At 35.6% G+C, this 14,776-nt stretch carries 12 protein-coding genes; 7 read left to right on the plus strand and 5 right to left on the minus strand.

The annotated features are described in order from the left end of the window. Window positions 1-32 precede the first annotated feature (32 nt). Window positions 33-230 (minus strand): YwbE family protein, encoded by a 198-nt coding sequence (locus BZG01_RS02785; protein ID WP_101308308.1) that lies wholly within the window; start codon window positions 228-230, stop codon window positions 33-35. 374 nt (window positions 231-604) lie between these two features. Between BZG01_RS02785 and BZG01_RS02790 the strand changes: the two genes are divergently transcribed. The 4 genes from BZG01_RS02790 to BZG01_RS02805 all read left to right on the plus strand — a co-directional run bounded on the left by BZG01_RS02790 (window position 605) and on the right by BZG01_RS02805 (window position 4,363). Next, a complete protein-coding gene (locus BZG01_RS02790; RefSeq protein ID WP_101308309.1) occupies window positions 605-1,072 on the plus strand; it encodes a hypothetical protein in 468 nt (155 codons plus the stop codon). Between the two features lie 139 nt (window positions 1,073-1,211). Further along, window positions 1,212-3,323: a polyphosphate kinase 1 gene (gene ppk1 / locus BZG01_RS02795; RefSeq protein WP_101308310.1), complete on the plus strand. Its 2,112-nt coding sequence runs from the start codon at window positions 1,212-1,214 to the stop codon at window positions 3,321-3,323. Between the two features lie 32 nt (window positions 3,324-3,355). After that, window positions 3,356-3,862, plus strand: a complete 507-nt coding sequence (locus BZG01_RS02800; protein ID WP_101308311.1) for a SixA phosphatase family protein — start codon at window positions 3,356-3,358, stop codon at window positions 3,860-3,862. Between the two features lie 36 nt (window positions 3,863-3,898). Next, on the plus strand, window positions 3,899-4,363 hold the full coding sequence (locus BZG01_RS02805; protein WP_101308312.1) for a hypothetical protein: 465 nt from the start codon (window positions 3,899-3,901) through the stop codon (window positions 4,361-4,363). Between the two features lie 54 nt (window positions 4,364-4,417). Here BZG01_RS02805 and BZG01_RS02810 read toward each other — a convergent pair whose 3' ends face one another. The 4 genes from BZG01_RS02810 to BZG01_RS02825 all read right to left on the minus strand — a co-directional run bounded on the left by BZG01_RS02810 (window position 4,418) and on the right by BZG01_RS02825 (window position 11,943). Next, window positions 4,418-6,781 carry a type IA DNA topoisomerase gene (locus BZG01_RS02810; RefSeq protein WP_101308313.1) on the minus strand — a complete coding sequence of 788 codons (2,364 nt, stop codon included), beginning with the start codon at window positions 6,779-6,781 and terminating at the stop codon, window positions 4,418-4,420. Window positions 6,782-6,883: 102 nt separating this feature from the next. Further along, a complete protein-coding gene (locus tag BZG01_RS02815) occupies window positions 6,884-7,288 on the minus strand; it encodes a response regulator (protein WP_101308314.1) in 405 nt (134 codons plus the stop codon). 63 nt (window positions 7,289-7,351) lie between these two features. Then, window positions 7,352-10,966 carry a BamA/TamA family outer membrane protein gene (locus tag BZG01_RS02820; protein WP_101308315.1) on the minus strand — a complete coding sequence of 1,205 codons (3,615 nt, stop codon included), beginning with the start codon at window positions 10,964-10,966 and terminating at the stop codon, window positions 7,352-7,354. Window positions 10,967-11,010: 44 nt separating this feature from the next. After that, complete coding sequence (locus tag BZG01_RS02825) at window positions 11,011-11,943, minus strand: SdiA-regulated domain-containing protein (RefSeq protein ID WP_101308316.1); 933 nt, start codon at window positions 11,941-11,943, stop codon at window positions 11,011-11,013. A gap of 181 nt (window positions 11,944-12,124) precedes the next feature. On the opposite strand from BZG01_RS02825, the gene BZG01_RS02830 reads away from it, so the two are divergent. The 3 genes from BZG01_RS02830 (at window position 12,125) to BZG01_RS02840 (ending at window position 14,766) form a co-directional block, all read left to right on the plus strand. After that, entirely contained in the window at window positions 12,125-13,318 is a 1,194-nt protein-coding gene (locus BZG01_RS02830; protein ID WP_101308317.1) for a Pycsar system effector family protein, read from the plus strand. Window positions 13,319-13,400: 82 nt separating this feature from the next. Then, window positions 13,401-14,102, plus strand: coding sequence for a 16S rRNA (uracil(1498)-N(3))-methyltransferase (locus BZG01_RS02835; protein ID WP_101308318.1), 702 nt, complete (start codon window positions 13,401-13,403; stop codon window positions 14,100-14,102). Between the two features lie 7 nt (window positions 14,103-14,109). Further along, on the plus strand, window positions 14,110-14,766 hold the full coding sequence (locus BZG01_RS02840) for a DUF4159 domain-containing protein (RefSeq protein ID WP_101308319.1): 657 nt from the start codon (window positions 14,110-14,112) through the stop codon (window positions 14,764-14,766). Window positions 14,767-14,776: the final 10 nt, after the last annotated feature.

Here is a 14,776-nt window from a genome sequence, read left to right on the forward strand (position 1 = left end):
CAGCACGCTGCGCCTCTAATATTATAATATTGCTATTCTATTATTTCCTTTACACGGCCAACCTGCCCGTCTTCAAGCATTACCTTTATGCCATGCGGATGTAAATGCGAATTGGTTAATAACTTTTTTACAGTCCCCTCTGTCAACTTTCCTGACCGCTGATCTGCTTTCAGCACAATTCGAACCTCAAGTCCTGGATGAATATCTGCCCTCTTTGTTCCGTCTTTCATTTCATTTTTTTTTTATTTATCGTTACTACAAATATACAGGCTTTTGGGGATTTTGTATTCTTATATTAAGTAAATCATTGGTTAAACAAACAAGACCAGTTTATTTAAGTATCTTTCCAATCAAAATTCAACACCATTGTTACAATCAACCTAAAAAGGATCCCTAACTCTTCTCCATAAAAATTTAGTTTGAGAAAACCCACAAAAAAAATGTATCTTCTAATAATCAGATAGTTTGCATGTAACATTAAAAAAAAACAAACAATCAGAAATAAATACAAAACACACTATAACTAATTCCATATTGTAAAATTTTTATATATTTACATGAACATAACACAAAACCCAATTACGTTTCATAATCAGGCAGAAGAATGAACACCACTAATCATCAGTCCGTAAAAGCAAAGTTCTCATTTAACGGTCATATTTTTTTCTCTTACACCAAACTAAGTTTCCAAAAGAATCTTTTTAGTTTTGCTGTACCTGTTATTCTTATTCCAATATTAATCGTATCAAATTCGCTAAATCTTTACAGTGCATACAAAGATGAGGCAAATTACGAAATGATTTTTTTCTTATCGATCCTAATAATCAGCCTAGGTCTTACGATTGTCACAATTTTCAAATATAAAGAGGTTAAAGCAATGGATGGCAAGGAGTTCACATTCCGAGAGATAAAAATGGTCCGCATTAGAGAATCGAGAACGAATGCCAAATTAGCCTTTGAATTTACAAATGGTATAAAGCATAAAATGTCGATTAAAAAGGACGATGCCTATTCCAATTTCTTCAAGAACCTGAGCTATGCCAATGTAAAAATTTCAACAACTAAAAGTTAGTAAACCCGAACTGCCTTTAGCATACAAAAAGCACCCAATTCTTCAAAATCTCCTTGTATTAGCTGAGATTGATTGCTGTGGAAACAAAAAATTGATTAATTTTATCTTACTAGTTAAACAGTCCATAGTCAATCATCATATGCAAAAATATCAGTTCTTAAATAGAGATTTAAGTTGGTTATCCTTCAATAAAAGAGTACTACAAGAGGCTTCGAATACAAGATTGCCATTATACGAGAGAATTAAATTTTTAGCTATATATTCTTCAAACCTCGATGAATTTTATAGGGTACGCTTGGGCACCTACAAACGGTTTACCGAATTGCCTGCCGAAGACAAAGATATTTTGAGAGAGAATCCTGATGCAATATTAAAAAATATCAATGCTGAAGTTGATCGTCAGCAGAATGAATTTGGGAACATTTTTACGCAGGAAATTATTCCGGCATTGGAAGAGGAAGATATTATTCTGATTCGGGACCAATCCCTATGCGAAGAACATCATCAGTTCGTAAAAGATTTTTTTCTTGATAATTTGTTGCCTCATGTTCAACCCATACTATTATTAAAAAAGCAGATTCAGCCTTTTCTTCAAAATAACGTGATTTATATTGCGGTTAAATTGTTTAAAAAAAGAAAAAAAGAAGAGGAAGAAGGTACTCCCAAATCCCGTCGTTCCAGATATGCGATTATAAAAGTTCCGAGTCATCGTTTTCCACGCTTTATTGAATTGCCTGATAGGGATGGCAAGCACTTCATCATGTTTTTAGACGACATCATTAAATTGAGGATGAAACTCTTGTTTCCCGGTTACAAGATCGATTCCAGCTACAGTTTTAAGCTTAGCCGCGATGCGGATTTACTGATTGAAGATGAGTATTCGGGCGATTTAATTAAAATGATCGAGAACAGTTTAAAAAAACGGGAAACAGGTTCTCCTTCGCGTTTTTTATATGATGCATCGATCCCTAAGGATTTTCTGAAATTTTTAAAAGACTCTTTTAACCTGCAAAACAATGACATGGTGAAAGGAGCCCGATATCATAATTTTCAGGATTTTTTCGGTTTTCCAAATCCAAAATATCCTGAACTGGAACCCGAATCGTTTCACCCCTTAAAGGTGGATGATTTGCAGGGCAATAAATCTGTTTTTAAAACCATTCGGCTAAAAGATCAGATTCTTCATTTTCCTTATCAGTCGTACGAATATGTAATTCGCTTTTTAAACGAAGCGGCAGTTGACCCGAAAGTTGTAGAAATTAAAGCGACCCAATATCGGGTTGCTGATAATTCGGCCGTTGTAAATGCATTAATTAACGCAGCATTAAACGGTAAAAAAGTGACTGTCTTTGTTGAAGTAAAAGCGCGCTTTGATGAAGAAGCCAATCTTAGATCGGCAAATGAGATGCGAAAAGCCGGCGTAAAGATTATTGACAGTATTCCCGGCCTGAAAGTTCATGCAAAACTAGCTTTGGTATTGCGTAAAGGAGATAAAAAAGATTATGCCTTTTTAAGTACCGGAAATTTCAACGAAAAAACAGCCAAAATTTATTCCGACCATGGTTTACTAACTTCAAATGAAGTAATTATTACTGAGTTGAAACAGCTCTTCGATTATCTTGAAAATCAAACCGAGGGATATGAGTTCCGAAAACTTTTGGTTGGCCGATTTAATTTGAGAAGAAGCTTAATTGAATTAATTGATCAGGAAATTCAAAATGTAAAAAAAGGACACAAAGGCTATATTATTCTGAAAATGAATGGCCTTCAGGAACGCGACATGATCACTAAATTATATGAAGCCAGTGAAAACGGGGTGAAAATTGACCTTATTATTCGCGGAATTTGTTGTTTGAAACCGAATAAAACATACGCAAAAAACATTCGGATTATTCGTATTGTCGATCAATTTCTGGAGCACGGAAGAATCTTTTATTTTCACAATTTAGGAGAAGAACTTCTGTACCTGTCTTCGGCCGATTGGATGAATCGGAATTTGCACCGACGAATTGAATGTGCCTTCCCGATTCAGGATAAGAAAATAAAAAAAGAATTGATTGATATCTTAAACATACAGCTTAATGATAATGTTAGTGCCCGAATATTAGACGGAAAGTTGAATAACCTGCCTATTCCAATCAATGGAAAAGTAAAGAAAATTCAATCGCAGAAGGAAATTTTCGCATACTTAAACAAAAAAGAAACAGCGAGCAAATCGAGAAAAAACCGGGCCGCAAAAGATTCCGTGTAAATTTGTATTGTTCTAACCCAAACTAAAGCCCAATGAAACGACTTATTCTTGTAAGACATGCTAAAACAGAAGTTATTCGATACGACATTTCAGACTATCAGCGCAGCTTGGTTAACAGAGGAATAAATGATTCCAAATTGATTGCCAACAAGCTGTTTTTAAAGAATATCATTCCTGATTTGATGATTTCGAGTCCGGCTAACAGGGCTATTCAGACTGCTTTGCTTTTTGCAGATGTGTTGCAATACCCAATTGATAAAATTGAACAGAATGACGATTTATACGATGGTTTCACCACTCACGAATTTCTAGGCTTACTCGATAAACTGGGAAAAGAAAATGAAACAGTTATGGTGGTTGGGCACAACCCCAGCATTGAATATTTAGCCTTTAACCTAACCGAAGAGTTCTATCACAATGTTCCAACCTGCACAGTAATTGGTATCGATTTCCAAATAGACAAATGGTCTGATATTGAAGCTAGAACAGGCAAGTTGGCTTTTTACGAGTATCCAAAGAAATATAAGGAGGTAAAGTAGGTGTAATATTTTCAAACTGATTATTACAAGAACACTATGATTCAACATTTCAAAATACTTACATCAATTTTAATAATTCAATTATTACTTGCATGTTCATATTCTTCAAATAAGGAAAATAATAAAATCAAGGATTCATCTAATATTTCTTTTGCGGATAGTTTATGGATGAAATTTGCCGCTGCTATTGAAGAAGGCAATTTAGAATTTTTAGTGAATAATTCATTTGATACAATTCAGTGTGTCGATTGTATTTCTGAGAATAATGATGAAAAAGAATTCTATCAATCAAAAATTATTTTTCAAAATTATCTTGATAAATTAATGCATCTGGACAACCTAACGAACAAGGAATTTTCAACATTTATGAATGATAGTATTATTCGAGTCAGCTATAATATTAAATGGAAAACAGCACCTGAAGGAGCTTACGGACTTGTATTCTCTTTTGCCAAGAAAAATGAAAAATTCTATTTTGATGGAATGTTTACAATACCATAAATACTCTTAAATTGCACCTTTAGAATTTTCAGCTAAAATAAAAATACGTGTTAATTACTGCTTCCCAAAAATAATCTGTCCCTGATTATCCAAGATTAATTTGCCATCAACAGTTTCCTGCGATTGTGGATCTTTAAAACCTTTAATCAGAGGTGTTTTTCCTTTAGTTGCCAACGATTTTATTTGAGCTTCGCTCAATTTTTTCTCCATAAAAACAAAAGGAACAATAAACTTGCAGCCATTTCGGTAATTGGAGCAACCATAAGCAGCATTCCCCTTTAAGAGTGTGCCTGTTTTGCAAACCGGACAAGTCCATGATTCTGCTTCCCCGGCTATAAACTCGATACTGAAATCGGGTGTTAAGCCTAATTGTCCATTTTGCTTTTTCCCATCAATTTCGAATCCCTTAATTTTGGGCGTTATTTTTTTCAGCACCAATGCCTCAACCTGTTTATCGGTTAATTTCTTTCCTTCAAATTCAAAAGGAATAAGAATTTTACATCCATTTCCCCAATTGGAGCATCCCCAGGCATTATTGCCTTTTAAAATCTTCCCTTCTCCGCATTTAGGACAAGTTAATTCTTTCTTGATTGCTGGTTTTACCTTCGCTTTTTGCTTTTCCTTTTCTTTTTCCTTCTCCTCATCAATCACTTCTATTTGATTGATGTTTTTCCGCGATTTTACATCCCAAACAATTCCTACAACCATATTTTTCAATTCGGCCATAAACTGATTTACTTCGTAGTTGCCCAGCTCAATTTCCCGAAGTTTCTTTTCCCATTGTCCGGTTAGTTCTGCCGATTTTAGCAGCTCATTCTGAATCGTATCAATTAGCTGAACACCTGTAACCGTAGCCTCAAGTCGCTTTTTATCTCTTCTGATGTATTTTCTTTTAAACAGAGTCTCAATAATATTCGCCCGGGTGGAAGGACGGCCAATTCCGTTCTCTTTCATTAAATCCCTTAACTCATCATCATCGACCTGTTTGCCGGCGGTTTCCATGGCACGAAGCAAAGTTGCTTCTGAATAATATTTAGGAGCCTGCGTCTGTTTCTCGGCCAAATCGGGCGTATGTTCTCCACTCTCCCCTTTCACAAAATCAGGAAGAATAACTCCATCGCCAATATTACCGTCTTTAGCATATAAAACACGCCATCCTGGTTCCAAAATCTGTTTTCCCGTTGCCTTAAAATCTATAGTAGTCACCTTTCCTAAAACGGTGGTGTTACTCACTTTACAATCCGGATAAAATACCGAAATAAACCGTCGTGTAACAATATCGTAAACCTGCTTCTCATCATACGACAAAGTACCCGGCACAACACCTGTAGGAATAATGGCGTGGTGATCGGTCACCTTCTTATCATCAAAAACCTTTTTCGATTTTTTAATTTTTGCTTTTAAAAGCGGCTCTGTAAACTCGCTGAATGCTGTTAGCTTTTGAAGAATTCCCGGTATTTTTTTATACAAATCATCCGTAAGATAAGTCGTATCAACTCTTGGGTAAGTGGTTAATTTCTTCTCGTACAAACTTTGAATCATTCGCAGTGTATCTTCTGCCGAAAAACCCAGTTTCCGGTTACAATCTACCTGCAACGAGGTTAAATCATATAATCTGGGAGGTAGTTCTGTTCCACTCTTTTTCTCAACAGAAACAATTTCGAATGGCTCCGAATTAATTTTATCAAGGAACTCAATTCCTTGCTCTTTTTGTTCAAACCGCCCATGAGTTGCAGCAAAACTCACATCACGATAAGTGGTTTTTAGCTCCCAATAAGTTTGAGGAATAAAATTATCAATCTCTTTTTGACGATTTACAATTAAAGCCAAAGTAGGCGTTTGCACACGGCCAATGGAAAGTACCGACTTACCGTTTGCGTATTTTAGTGTGTAAAGTCGTGTTGCATTAATTCCCAACAGCCAGTCGCCAATCGATCTTGATGATCCTGCAGCATATAATTTATCAAACTCCTTACTATCACGTAAATTATTAAAGCCGTCACGAATAGCCTCTTCGGTTAGAGATGAAATCCAAAGTCTTTTAACGGGAACCTTACACTTAGCTTTGTGCAAAACCCATCGTTGAATTACTTCCCCTTCTATTCCGGCATCACCACAGTTTATCACTTCGGTGGCATTGGCAATTAGCTTTTTAAGAGTATCGAATTGTTTCTGAACGCCTTTATCGGGAATTACCCGAATTCCAAAACGCGGAGGAATAATTGGCAAATCATTTAAATGCCAGTATTTCCAATTAAGATTGTATTCATGAGGTTCTTTCAAGCCGCACAGATGACCAAAAGTCCATGATATTTGATATCCGTTTCCTTCGTAATATCCATCTTTTTTATTTTTGGCACCCAATATTAGGGCAATTTCACGTGCTACACTTGGTTTCTCAGCTATACAAACTATCATGCTTTACTCCTCTTGTTTTAAGGCAATATATTCTTAAACATTTCACAAAAAATCAGATTCCTGATTCTAAGGAACCAAACAATTTATTCTGTAATATAATTTTTATTTCTTTCTTTCCCGCTTCATCCACTTTTCAACCATCATGAACAACTCCATTTTTGAAACTGGTTTCATAATAAAATCGTCCATACCTGCTTCAGCAGATTTCACATGGTCATCCGAAAAAGCATTTGCTGTCATAGCAATAATCGGCCTGTTGAACCCATTCTTACGCAATGCAACGGTTGCCTGATAACCGTCTATTATTGGCATTTGCAAATCCATAAACACCATCAAAACACATTCTTTATTTTCCTGACAAAAATCGAGAGCTTCCCGGCCATTTTTCACCCAATGGGTAGGAATATTATCCATTTCCAACAGACGGGATATGATTTTACCATTCACAAAATCGTCCTCTACCAACAGTACTCTCCCATTACTAAACTCAGGCTTTTCTTCCTCCATTATTCTGATTTATTATTTTCAATGTAAATATGTATTGTTTTATCCAATTATCATATTAAATCACTAAAACAAGTATTTAAATTCGATAGAAAGAATATCATCTTCAATTGAATGGCTAAAATTAGCAGTAATTACCATTAATTTATAAGGTGCGAGCCAAATTCCTCCTCCATATCCATGGTGCCATTTGTTAGAGCTCTCATTATCAACCCAGACCTTGCCAAAATCATTAAAACCTAAAATACCCACTTCACCTCCCAAAAAATAAGATTTAAAACGAGCAATCCTAAGTCTCAAATCAGTATTTTGAAATACAATATCATCCCCTGCGAATCGATCCTGACGATATCCTCTTAGATTTGATTTTAAACCTAATTTATTCGCCTGAAAAAATGAATATCCACTGCTGTTATGACTGGCACCGGCACGCAATGCCAATATTGTTCTTTGAGGTCTGCCAAAACTAACATACATTCGCATATCAGTCTCCATTTTATGAAAATTATTATCATTCCTCTCCAATCCCTTATAGTATTTCCAACTGGATGACCAATAAATTCCTCTTGAAGGAAGTACCTTATTATCCCGTGAATCCCACAAATAATTAGCACTAAGGCCTAAATATCTTCTGGTATTAAAATCGGTTAAAGGATTCAAATCATTGTCAGGATTGGTAAAATCGGTTACAAAACGATCCGGTGTAGCTTTCAACTCCAGCTGCTGATAAAATGAACCAATTGAAATAAAATGTTTCTCCCCAACTTGTTGTCTTAATTGCGGATGAATAAAAAACTGAGCCATTCGAATCCTGTTGTAAGCATCATCATCGATTTTAGAATTTTCTGTTTCATTTCCCAATCCGTAAAAGTAGCCCTGAAAATTAGGTGTATTGTAATGAATATCTGTTAGAAAATCAGTTTTTCGAAACACCTGCTTGAACTCACCGGAATATTTTAACTCTACCGATGGATATGCAAATGCATAATTAACAATGAATTTATGAGATGATCCGTATGGTTCTTTCCTAAATCCTTGGGTTTTAACATTTACACCTGCACCTAAAACCAAACCATCATCACTAACAAAATTAAGGTTCGCACCAGGGCTTACAACATTATACTTAAATGCTTTTCTATCGTATGAATTTACTTCAGAACTTTTCCCAAATCTCTTTTTGTAAGCTCCATCGCCCTTAATTCTGGTTTTTGATTTATCGTAAATAAGCAGATTTTGTTTCCCTGTATCTGCCAGTTTAAACTTATCTTTTCCTTTTCCTCCAATAATCCGAAGCTTTATTCCATTTTTGTTATTTCCATTTACCTCAAACTTATCTTTTCCATCCAGTCCAAAAATTCTCACCTCATTGGTTTCATCCTTACTAAAAGTTCTGCGATACAACAGTTCCTTTTTATTCCCTTTACTGCTTAACCGATGGCTTTCAACAATTAATTTTCCATTTCCAATCCAGTTGATATCGAAACTCTCGTTATCATTTGTACCTACAACATCAACTTCTTTCGCCAAAAATTCATAAAACTCCTCTGCCAATGTTGGTAGCTGATCTCTTCGAGCCTTTAGCTTTTGTGTAATTTCGTCACCCGAAATTGCATAGACTTCCCTTGGCAAAGCTTTCACTGATTCTTGAATAATACTATCGCTTAACTTGCTTTGAAGTTCCTTTGCCATTTCAATCCAATCATTTCTATCCTTGGATTGTAAAAAGTTTCGATCAAAATAACGGGCATTAAAACCAAGTCCTACCACATTTTCGACAATTGAATCGAATGATTGAAATTTAGGCATAGCCCATTTTCTTCGAATCAACCAGGGGATTGCTCCATCGCTAAAGAAAAAAGCCTGATCGCGGTCTCTTGGAATCGGCCTCGCAATAGTTTTGCCATCTTTTTTGAAGGTTGCCCACCTCCACTGATCATCGTGCCGATCCCAGTCATTTAAGAAAATATCGAATAAACGGGCACGCAGCACAGCAGTTTCATCAATCTGAAGGTCTGAATTTTTGAATCTCTTTTTAAGCAACTTATCTGTTCCTAAAATATCATGGGAGTTCCCAAAATTATCCATATCAGATACATCGCCGTTGGGGCGCTCTTCGAAAAGAAACAATTCATTCTTAAAACCATCCTGATAAATTCCAAAGCGAGGATCATTGGGAACGTAAACAATTTTTGGATTGGTATGATAGACACCCACTGCTTTTGCCATTTTGGGAACGGCTAAAGCCGCATACGGGTAGGATTCTGAAATTCCATCCTGTACAATTTTGGCCGCAAAGCTTCCTTCCAACCCTGGAGGAATTGCTTTTTCGGTATACTTTTCTACCGACCGCAACACAAATTGCTTTCCATCTTTGGCCTCTAGCCGCAATGATCTGGTTTGCTGTCCTCCTCCTCTTTTCAGAATTTTTAATCCGCCTTTTTCTGTTGCAATATCAAAAACCGGGACTATGATAGGAGTAGCCCAATCTTTTCGATAGTTCTGCCCTAAAATTTTTGTTTTTAATTTTCCATCTGTTTCATAAAATGTGCTTGCAGCAACTGAAATAGTACTATCCGAATAATTGATCTCTTTGTATTTGCTAATTAAATCTTCCTTAGAAGGAACTTGCTTAGTATAAAGTTTTTCCCGAAATGCCAAATGAGGCTCTTCCACTCCTTCAGCTCCCACCGACCAAAATTCCAGCCAAACCTCATCATTCGAGTAAAAGTTGATTCTCGAGAAACCAACCTCACGCATAGCAATATCCATTTTATTTTTTGACACATAGTCGCTCTTGCTCCCCGATCCTGAAACAACAAAAAATGAATTGTCCTTTTTAGTAAACTGCAAGCTATTATCGTGAGCCGCAACAACAATAATGTTATCGTATCCCACTCCTACTTTTCGGGACATATACCTCATTTGCTTGTAAAAAGGATAAGCGAAATCCTGCGGTGTGCCAAAAAGTTTCCGATACAACTCTACAGGACCCGGAAAAGCAAAATTTCCGCCATGCTTTCCTGCACTGTAAATAGGATGATGTGTGGCAAAAACAATTTTCTTATTCTTATTCCTCTTTATGGCATCATTTAATAGAATTAAAAAATCATCATTGCTTTCCAGATCACATTCCGTTTCCGGTTTATCTCCCAAATGAAGCCACCATTGTGAATCTACAATCAGTAAAACCACTTCATCCGTTAAATCTATCTCAACTGGGCCGGGACAACCTCCCGAAGGAAGAAAAACATCTCCCCGATCCAAATAATCCTCTATAAATGTCTCAGTATTCAGTAAAGCTTCCCATCCATGACGTCGTCCCTCGTTCCATTCTTTTTCGCCCGGAATAAAAATAAGTTCACCCTTAAAATCCTTTATCGAATGCAAAAGTTTCATTAAATCAGGATTCTCTGCGTCTATGTCCTCCATTTCATCCTCTAAATATCCTTTCGGGAAAGTGTTGCCTAAAAATACGAGTGTCCCTTTCTTCCCAACTTCATTCATTTGACCTTTTAGCATGTCGATATTTGAATCAACAATAGCCGATTCACCAACATCACCAATAAAAAAAATGGAATGATCGAGCAATATTGATGCAGGAGCTTCCGGCAACTTGGTGTTTTGTGCAAATACAGTATTTATTGAAATAAAAACACCGATATAAAGTAAAATCCTCTTCATCGTATTATCAAAATTAAGATACAATCACATTCGTCAACTGCAGTTTATTTGTGGTAGCTGAACCTGTAAATATTAGCAGTTCTTCCTTTTCCTTCATTAGAAATATACATAGTCCCGTCAGGAGAAAAACAGATTCCCTCCGGCTGTCTGAACATCTTTCGTTTCAATTTCACAATAGCCAAAACATCGCCTTCCGGATTAAGCACCAGTAATAATTTACCAACGGATCCTAATACATATAAGTTATTGGTAATAGGATGCGTTGCCACCGCCGATGGTTGAAATGTAAAATCTCCTTGTGATGGATTAATACTTTCCACCAAGGTCACAGAAAAACTTGTATATCCGTCAAAATCAAGAATTCTCCTTATTTGTTCCTGATCAATTAAAAAAGCAGGAGAATCAGACAATTTATTCGTTGTGAGAGAATACTTATAAATTGCTCTTTTCCCTTTAAAATCATTATTAATGCCCGGATTTCCTTTGCATGCAACAAGAAGACTATTGCTTTGGAAATCATAACCTAAACCTTCCGTATTGTTTCCTGCATTCAATTGTGTTTTGGTTTTCACAGATAAAATATCCTCATTCTTCATATGATCAACTGCAAAAATATTTCCATCAGACCGCAGTACAAAAACCTGATCACCTACAACTTCAATACCTTCATAATCTCCTGGTTTATCAAACACATATTTTTTTGTAATCTCTTTCTTCTTTAAACTGAATTTGTAAATAATTCCTTTCTCATCGTTCACACAAAGCAAACTGTGATCATTATAATAAGATAATCCGGAAATCTCTCTTAACTCATCTTTCAAATCATATTTTTCATCAGCCTCCAATATAGAGTAAGGAAATTGATAGGTAGAATCCAATTCATATACCAACTTAGTATCAGCTGATTTCTGCTTACACGATTCAAAAAAAACTAGAAAACTTAAAAGAACAATATAGGAAATTAAAAATCTGTTCATTATATGAGTGTATCTTTTTCGGATTTAATTAGGAACTTAAAATTACATAAATAAGGCTCAATTCCCAACAAAAAAGAGGAACCCAAGGCATTATTATAGAATTTTCAAATCGTTTTCCACTATAATGACTATATTTATTCATTACAATTTTATTTAGCCAACATTAGAAAAAAGAAGAGAAATGAATATCATCCATGAAGCGGAAACATTTGTTACTAATTTAATCGAAAGTACCCACCAGCCAATCTTTACCTATCACAATTTGGAACACACTCAAAATGTGGTTAAACAAGCAAAAAAAATTGGTTTGGAAACAGGATTGTCTCCCGACGAAATGGAAAATCTTATTCTGGCAGCCTGGTTTCATGACACCGGTTACTATGAAAACTTTGCTAAACATGAAGAAATAAGTGCTGCGCATGCCAGAAAATTTCTCGAAGAAAAAAATTACCCTGAGGAAAAAATACAACAAATAACTGAAGCTATTTTACACACAAAGATGCCGCATCTTCCTTGTGATGAAAAAATATGTAATGTGCTGTGCGATGCAGATCTGCACCACTTATCAACAAAGGATTACATAAAAATATCCGAAAAGCTGAGAGAAGAAAGAAGTGGAATTCTTCATCATGACATTCACCCCAAATTGTATTGGGAAGAAACCTTGCGTTTTTTAAAAGATCATCATTATCATACCAATTACGGTAAAAAAACTTTGGCTAAAAAGAAAGAGGTGAATTATCAAAAAGTAGTTGATAAAGTGGCTGGTTTTCAGACTAAAGAAATAAAGAAGCTTACCGAAATGGTAAGTAAACTGGAGCAACAGAACACAAAGCTAAAAACTCCGCAGCGTGGCATTGAAACCATGTTTAAAGTAACTTCAAGGAATCAGATTAATTTAAGTTCCATTGCCGATAAAAAAGCCAACTTAATGATCTCTGTCAATTCAATCATCATCTCGGCCATCTTCTTTATTTTCAAAAATATAATGGATGTTCCTCATTTCATTATCCCTTGTGTTATTCTTTTGATAGTATGTTTGTTCACCATTACTTATTCTGTATTGGCAACCCGGCCTATTGTTACGTCAGGAACATTCTCGCAGGAAGACATCAAAAAGAAGAGAGTAAATTTAATGTTTTTCGGAAATTTTCATAAAATGGCTCTTGCCGATTATTCAGACGCATTAAAAGGAATGATGTCGGACTACGATGAATTGTATGACAGTTTAATTAGAGATCAGTATTTTCTTGGAAAAGTTCTGGGTAGAAAATATCGTTTTTTACGAATTTCTTATACCATATTTATGTTTGGCCTCATCTTTTCTGTTCTAACATTTATTCTGGCTGCAATTTACCAGCCTATGGTTTGGTAAATTTTTATTTCAAATTAATCCCTGAAAAGAAATACATAAGCTAACTTTGCAACATCATGTTTTTTTTTACTTGTGAAAGCTTATGAACTTATTTTATACACCAGATATCCAGAATCGATTTTATCAATTGGATGAAATTGAATCAAAACATTGCATTAGAGTACTTCGGTTAAAAGAGGAAGATATTATTCATCTGATTGATGGCAAAGGCTCTCTTTACAAAGCAAAAATAATTGACGCTCATCCTAAAAGATGCACTGTTGAATGTATCGAGACTCAAACGGAATTTGGGAAACTGAATTACCAATTACACATTGCTCTGGCACCAACAAAAAATATGGATAGAACAGAATGGTTCATGGAAAAATGTACCGAAATTGGTATTCATGAATTCACTCCTCTTCTATGTCAGCACTCCGAGAGGAAAGTAGTGAAACATGAGCGTTTGTTTAAAGTAATTACCTCAGCAGTTAAACAATCGCTTAAAGCTTACCATCCAATTTTAAATGAACAAACCAAATTTTCCGATTTGGTAACGTCCCCATTCGATGGAGAAAAATACATAGCTCATTGCAACGAAGGTGATAAAACGCATCTAAAAAACCTTTACCGGGCAAAACAAAATGCACTAATCTTGATTGGTCCTGAAGGAGATTTTAGTATTGAAGAAGTAAATCTGGCTAAAGAAAATGGCTTTAAAGAAATTAGTCTGGGAGAAAGCCGTTTGAGAACAGAAACAGCAGGAGTTGTTGCATGTAATATCATTAGTTTAGAAAACCAATAATCATTTGATGAGTAAAATAATTCATACTGCGCTTTTTTTGCTCATTAGTTTGTGCTCCTTTTCACAAAACACAACGGTTCGAATCGGTTTACTAAAATACAATGGCGGTGGTGACTGGTATGCAAATCCAGGATCACTTCCCAATCTCATCGAATTTTGCAATCGCAACAATATTGCAAGCATCTATAAAGATGCCAATATTGTTGAAGTGGGAAGTCCTGAGCTATTCTCCTATCCATTTGTTCACCTAACCGGGCACGGAAATATTGTTTTGAACAATCAGGAAGTTACAAATTTAAGGAAGTACCTTGAAGGTGGAGGCTTTCTTCATGTTGATGACAATTATGGTTTAAATGCCTATTTCAGACGCGAGATAAAAAAAGTGTTTCCGAACGAAAAAATGATTGAATTACCCTTTTCTCATCCAATTTATCATCAAGTGTACGAATTCCCAAACGGACTACCGAAAATACATGAACACGATGGAAAACCGCCTCAGGGCTTTGGTATTTTTCACAAAGGCAGATTGGTTTGTTTTTACACTTACGAAACAGATTTGGGCGATGGCTGGGAAGATACTTCTGTTCACAACGATACAGAAATTAATCATCAAAAAGCACTAAAGATGGGTGCAAATATTATTTCTTACTCGTTTAGTAATTAGAATTATTCTT

The sequence above is a fragment of the Labilibaculum manganireducens genome, assembly GCF_002843385.1.
In the GTDB taxonomy this organism is placed as follows: Bacteria; Bacteroidota; Bacteroidia; order Bacteroidales; family Marinifilaceae; genus Labilibaculum; species Labilibaculum manganireducens.

Coding starts and splice junctions, on each gene's coding strand:
- BZG01_RS02785 (WP_101308308.1), bottom strand. CDS start 230: ATGAAAGACGGAACAAAGAGGGCAGATATTCATCCAGGACTTGAGGTT.
- BZG01_RS02790 (WP_101308309.1), top strand. CDS start 605: ATGAACACCACTAATCATCAGTCCGTAAAAGCAAAGTTCTCATTTAAC.
- ppk1 (WP_101308310.1), top strand. CDS start 1,212: ATGCAAAAATATCAGTTCTTAAATAGAGATTTAAGTTGGTTATCCTTC.
- BZG01_RS02800 (WP_101308311.1), top strand. CDS start 3,356: ATGAAACGACTTATTCTTGTAAGACATGCTAAAACAGAAGTTATTCGA.
- BZG01_RS02805 (WP_101308312.1), top strand. CDS start 3,899: ATGATTCAACATTTCAAAATACTTACATCAATTTTAATAATTCAATTA.
- BZG01_RS02810 (WP_101308313.1), bottom strand. CDS start 6,781: ATGATAGTTTGTATAGCTGAGAAACCAAGTGTAGCACGTGAAATTGCC.
- BZG01_RS02815 (WP_101308314.1), bottom strand. CDS start 7,288: ATGGAGGAAGAAAAGCCTGAGTTTAGTAATGGGAGAGTACTGTTGGTA.
- BZG01_RS02820 (WP_101308315.1), bottom strand. CDS start 10,966: ATGAAGAGGATTTTACTTTATATCGGTGTTTTTATTTCAATAAATACT.
- BZG01_RS02825 (WP_101308316.1), bottom strand. CDS start 11,943: ATGAACAGATTTTTAATTTCCTATATTGTTCTTTTAAGTTTTCTAGTT.
- BZG01_RS02830 (WP_101308317.1), top strand. CDS start 12,125: ATGAATATCATCCATGAAGCGGAAACATTTGTTACTAATTTAATCGAA.
- BZG01_RS02835 (WP_101308318.1), top strand. CDS start 13,401: ATGAACTTATTTTATACACCAGATATCCAGAATCGATTTTATCAATTG.
- BZG01_RS02840 (WP_101308319.1), top strand. CDS start 14,110: ATGAGTAAAATAATTCATACTGCGCTTTTTTTGCTCATTAGTTTGTGC.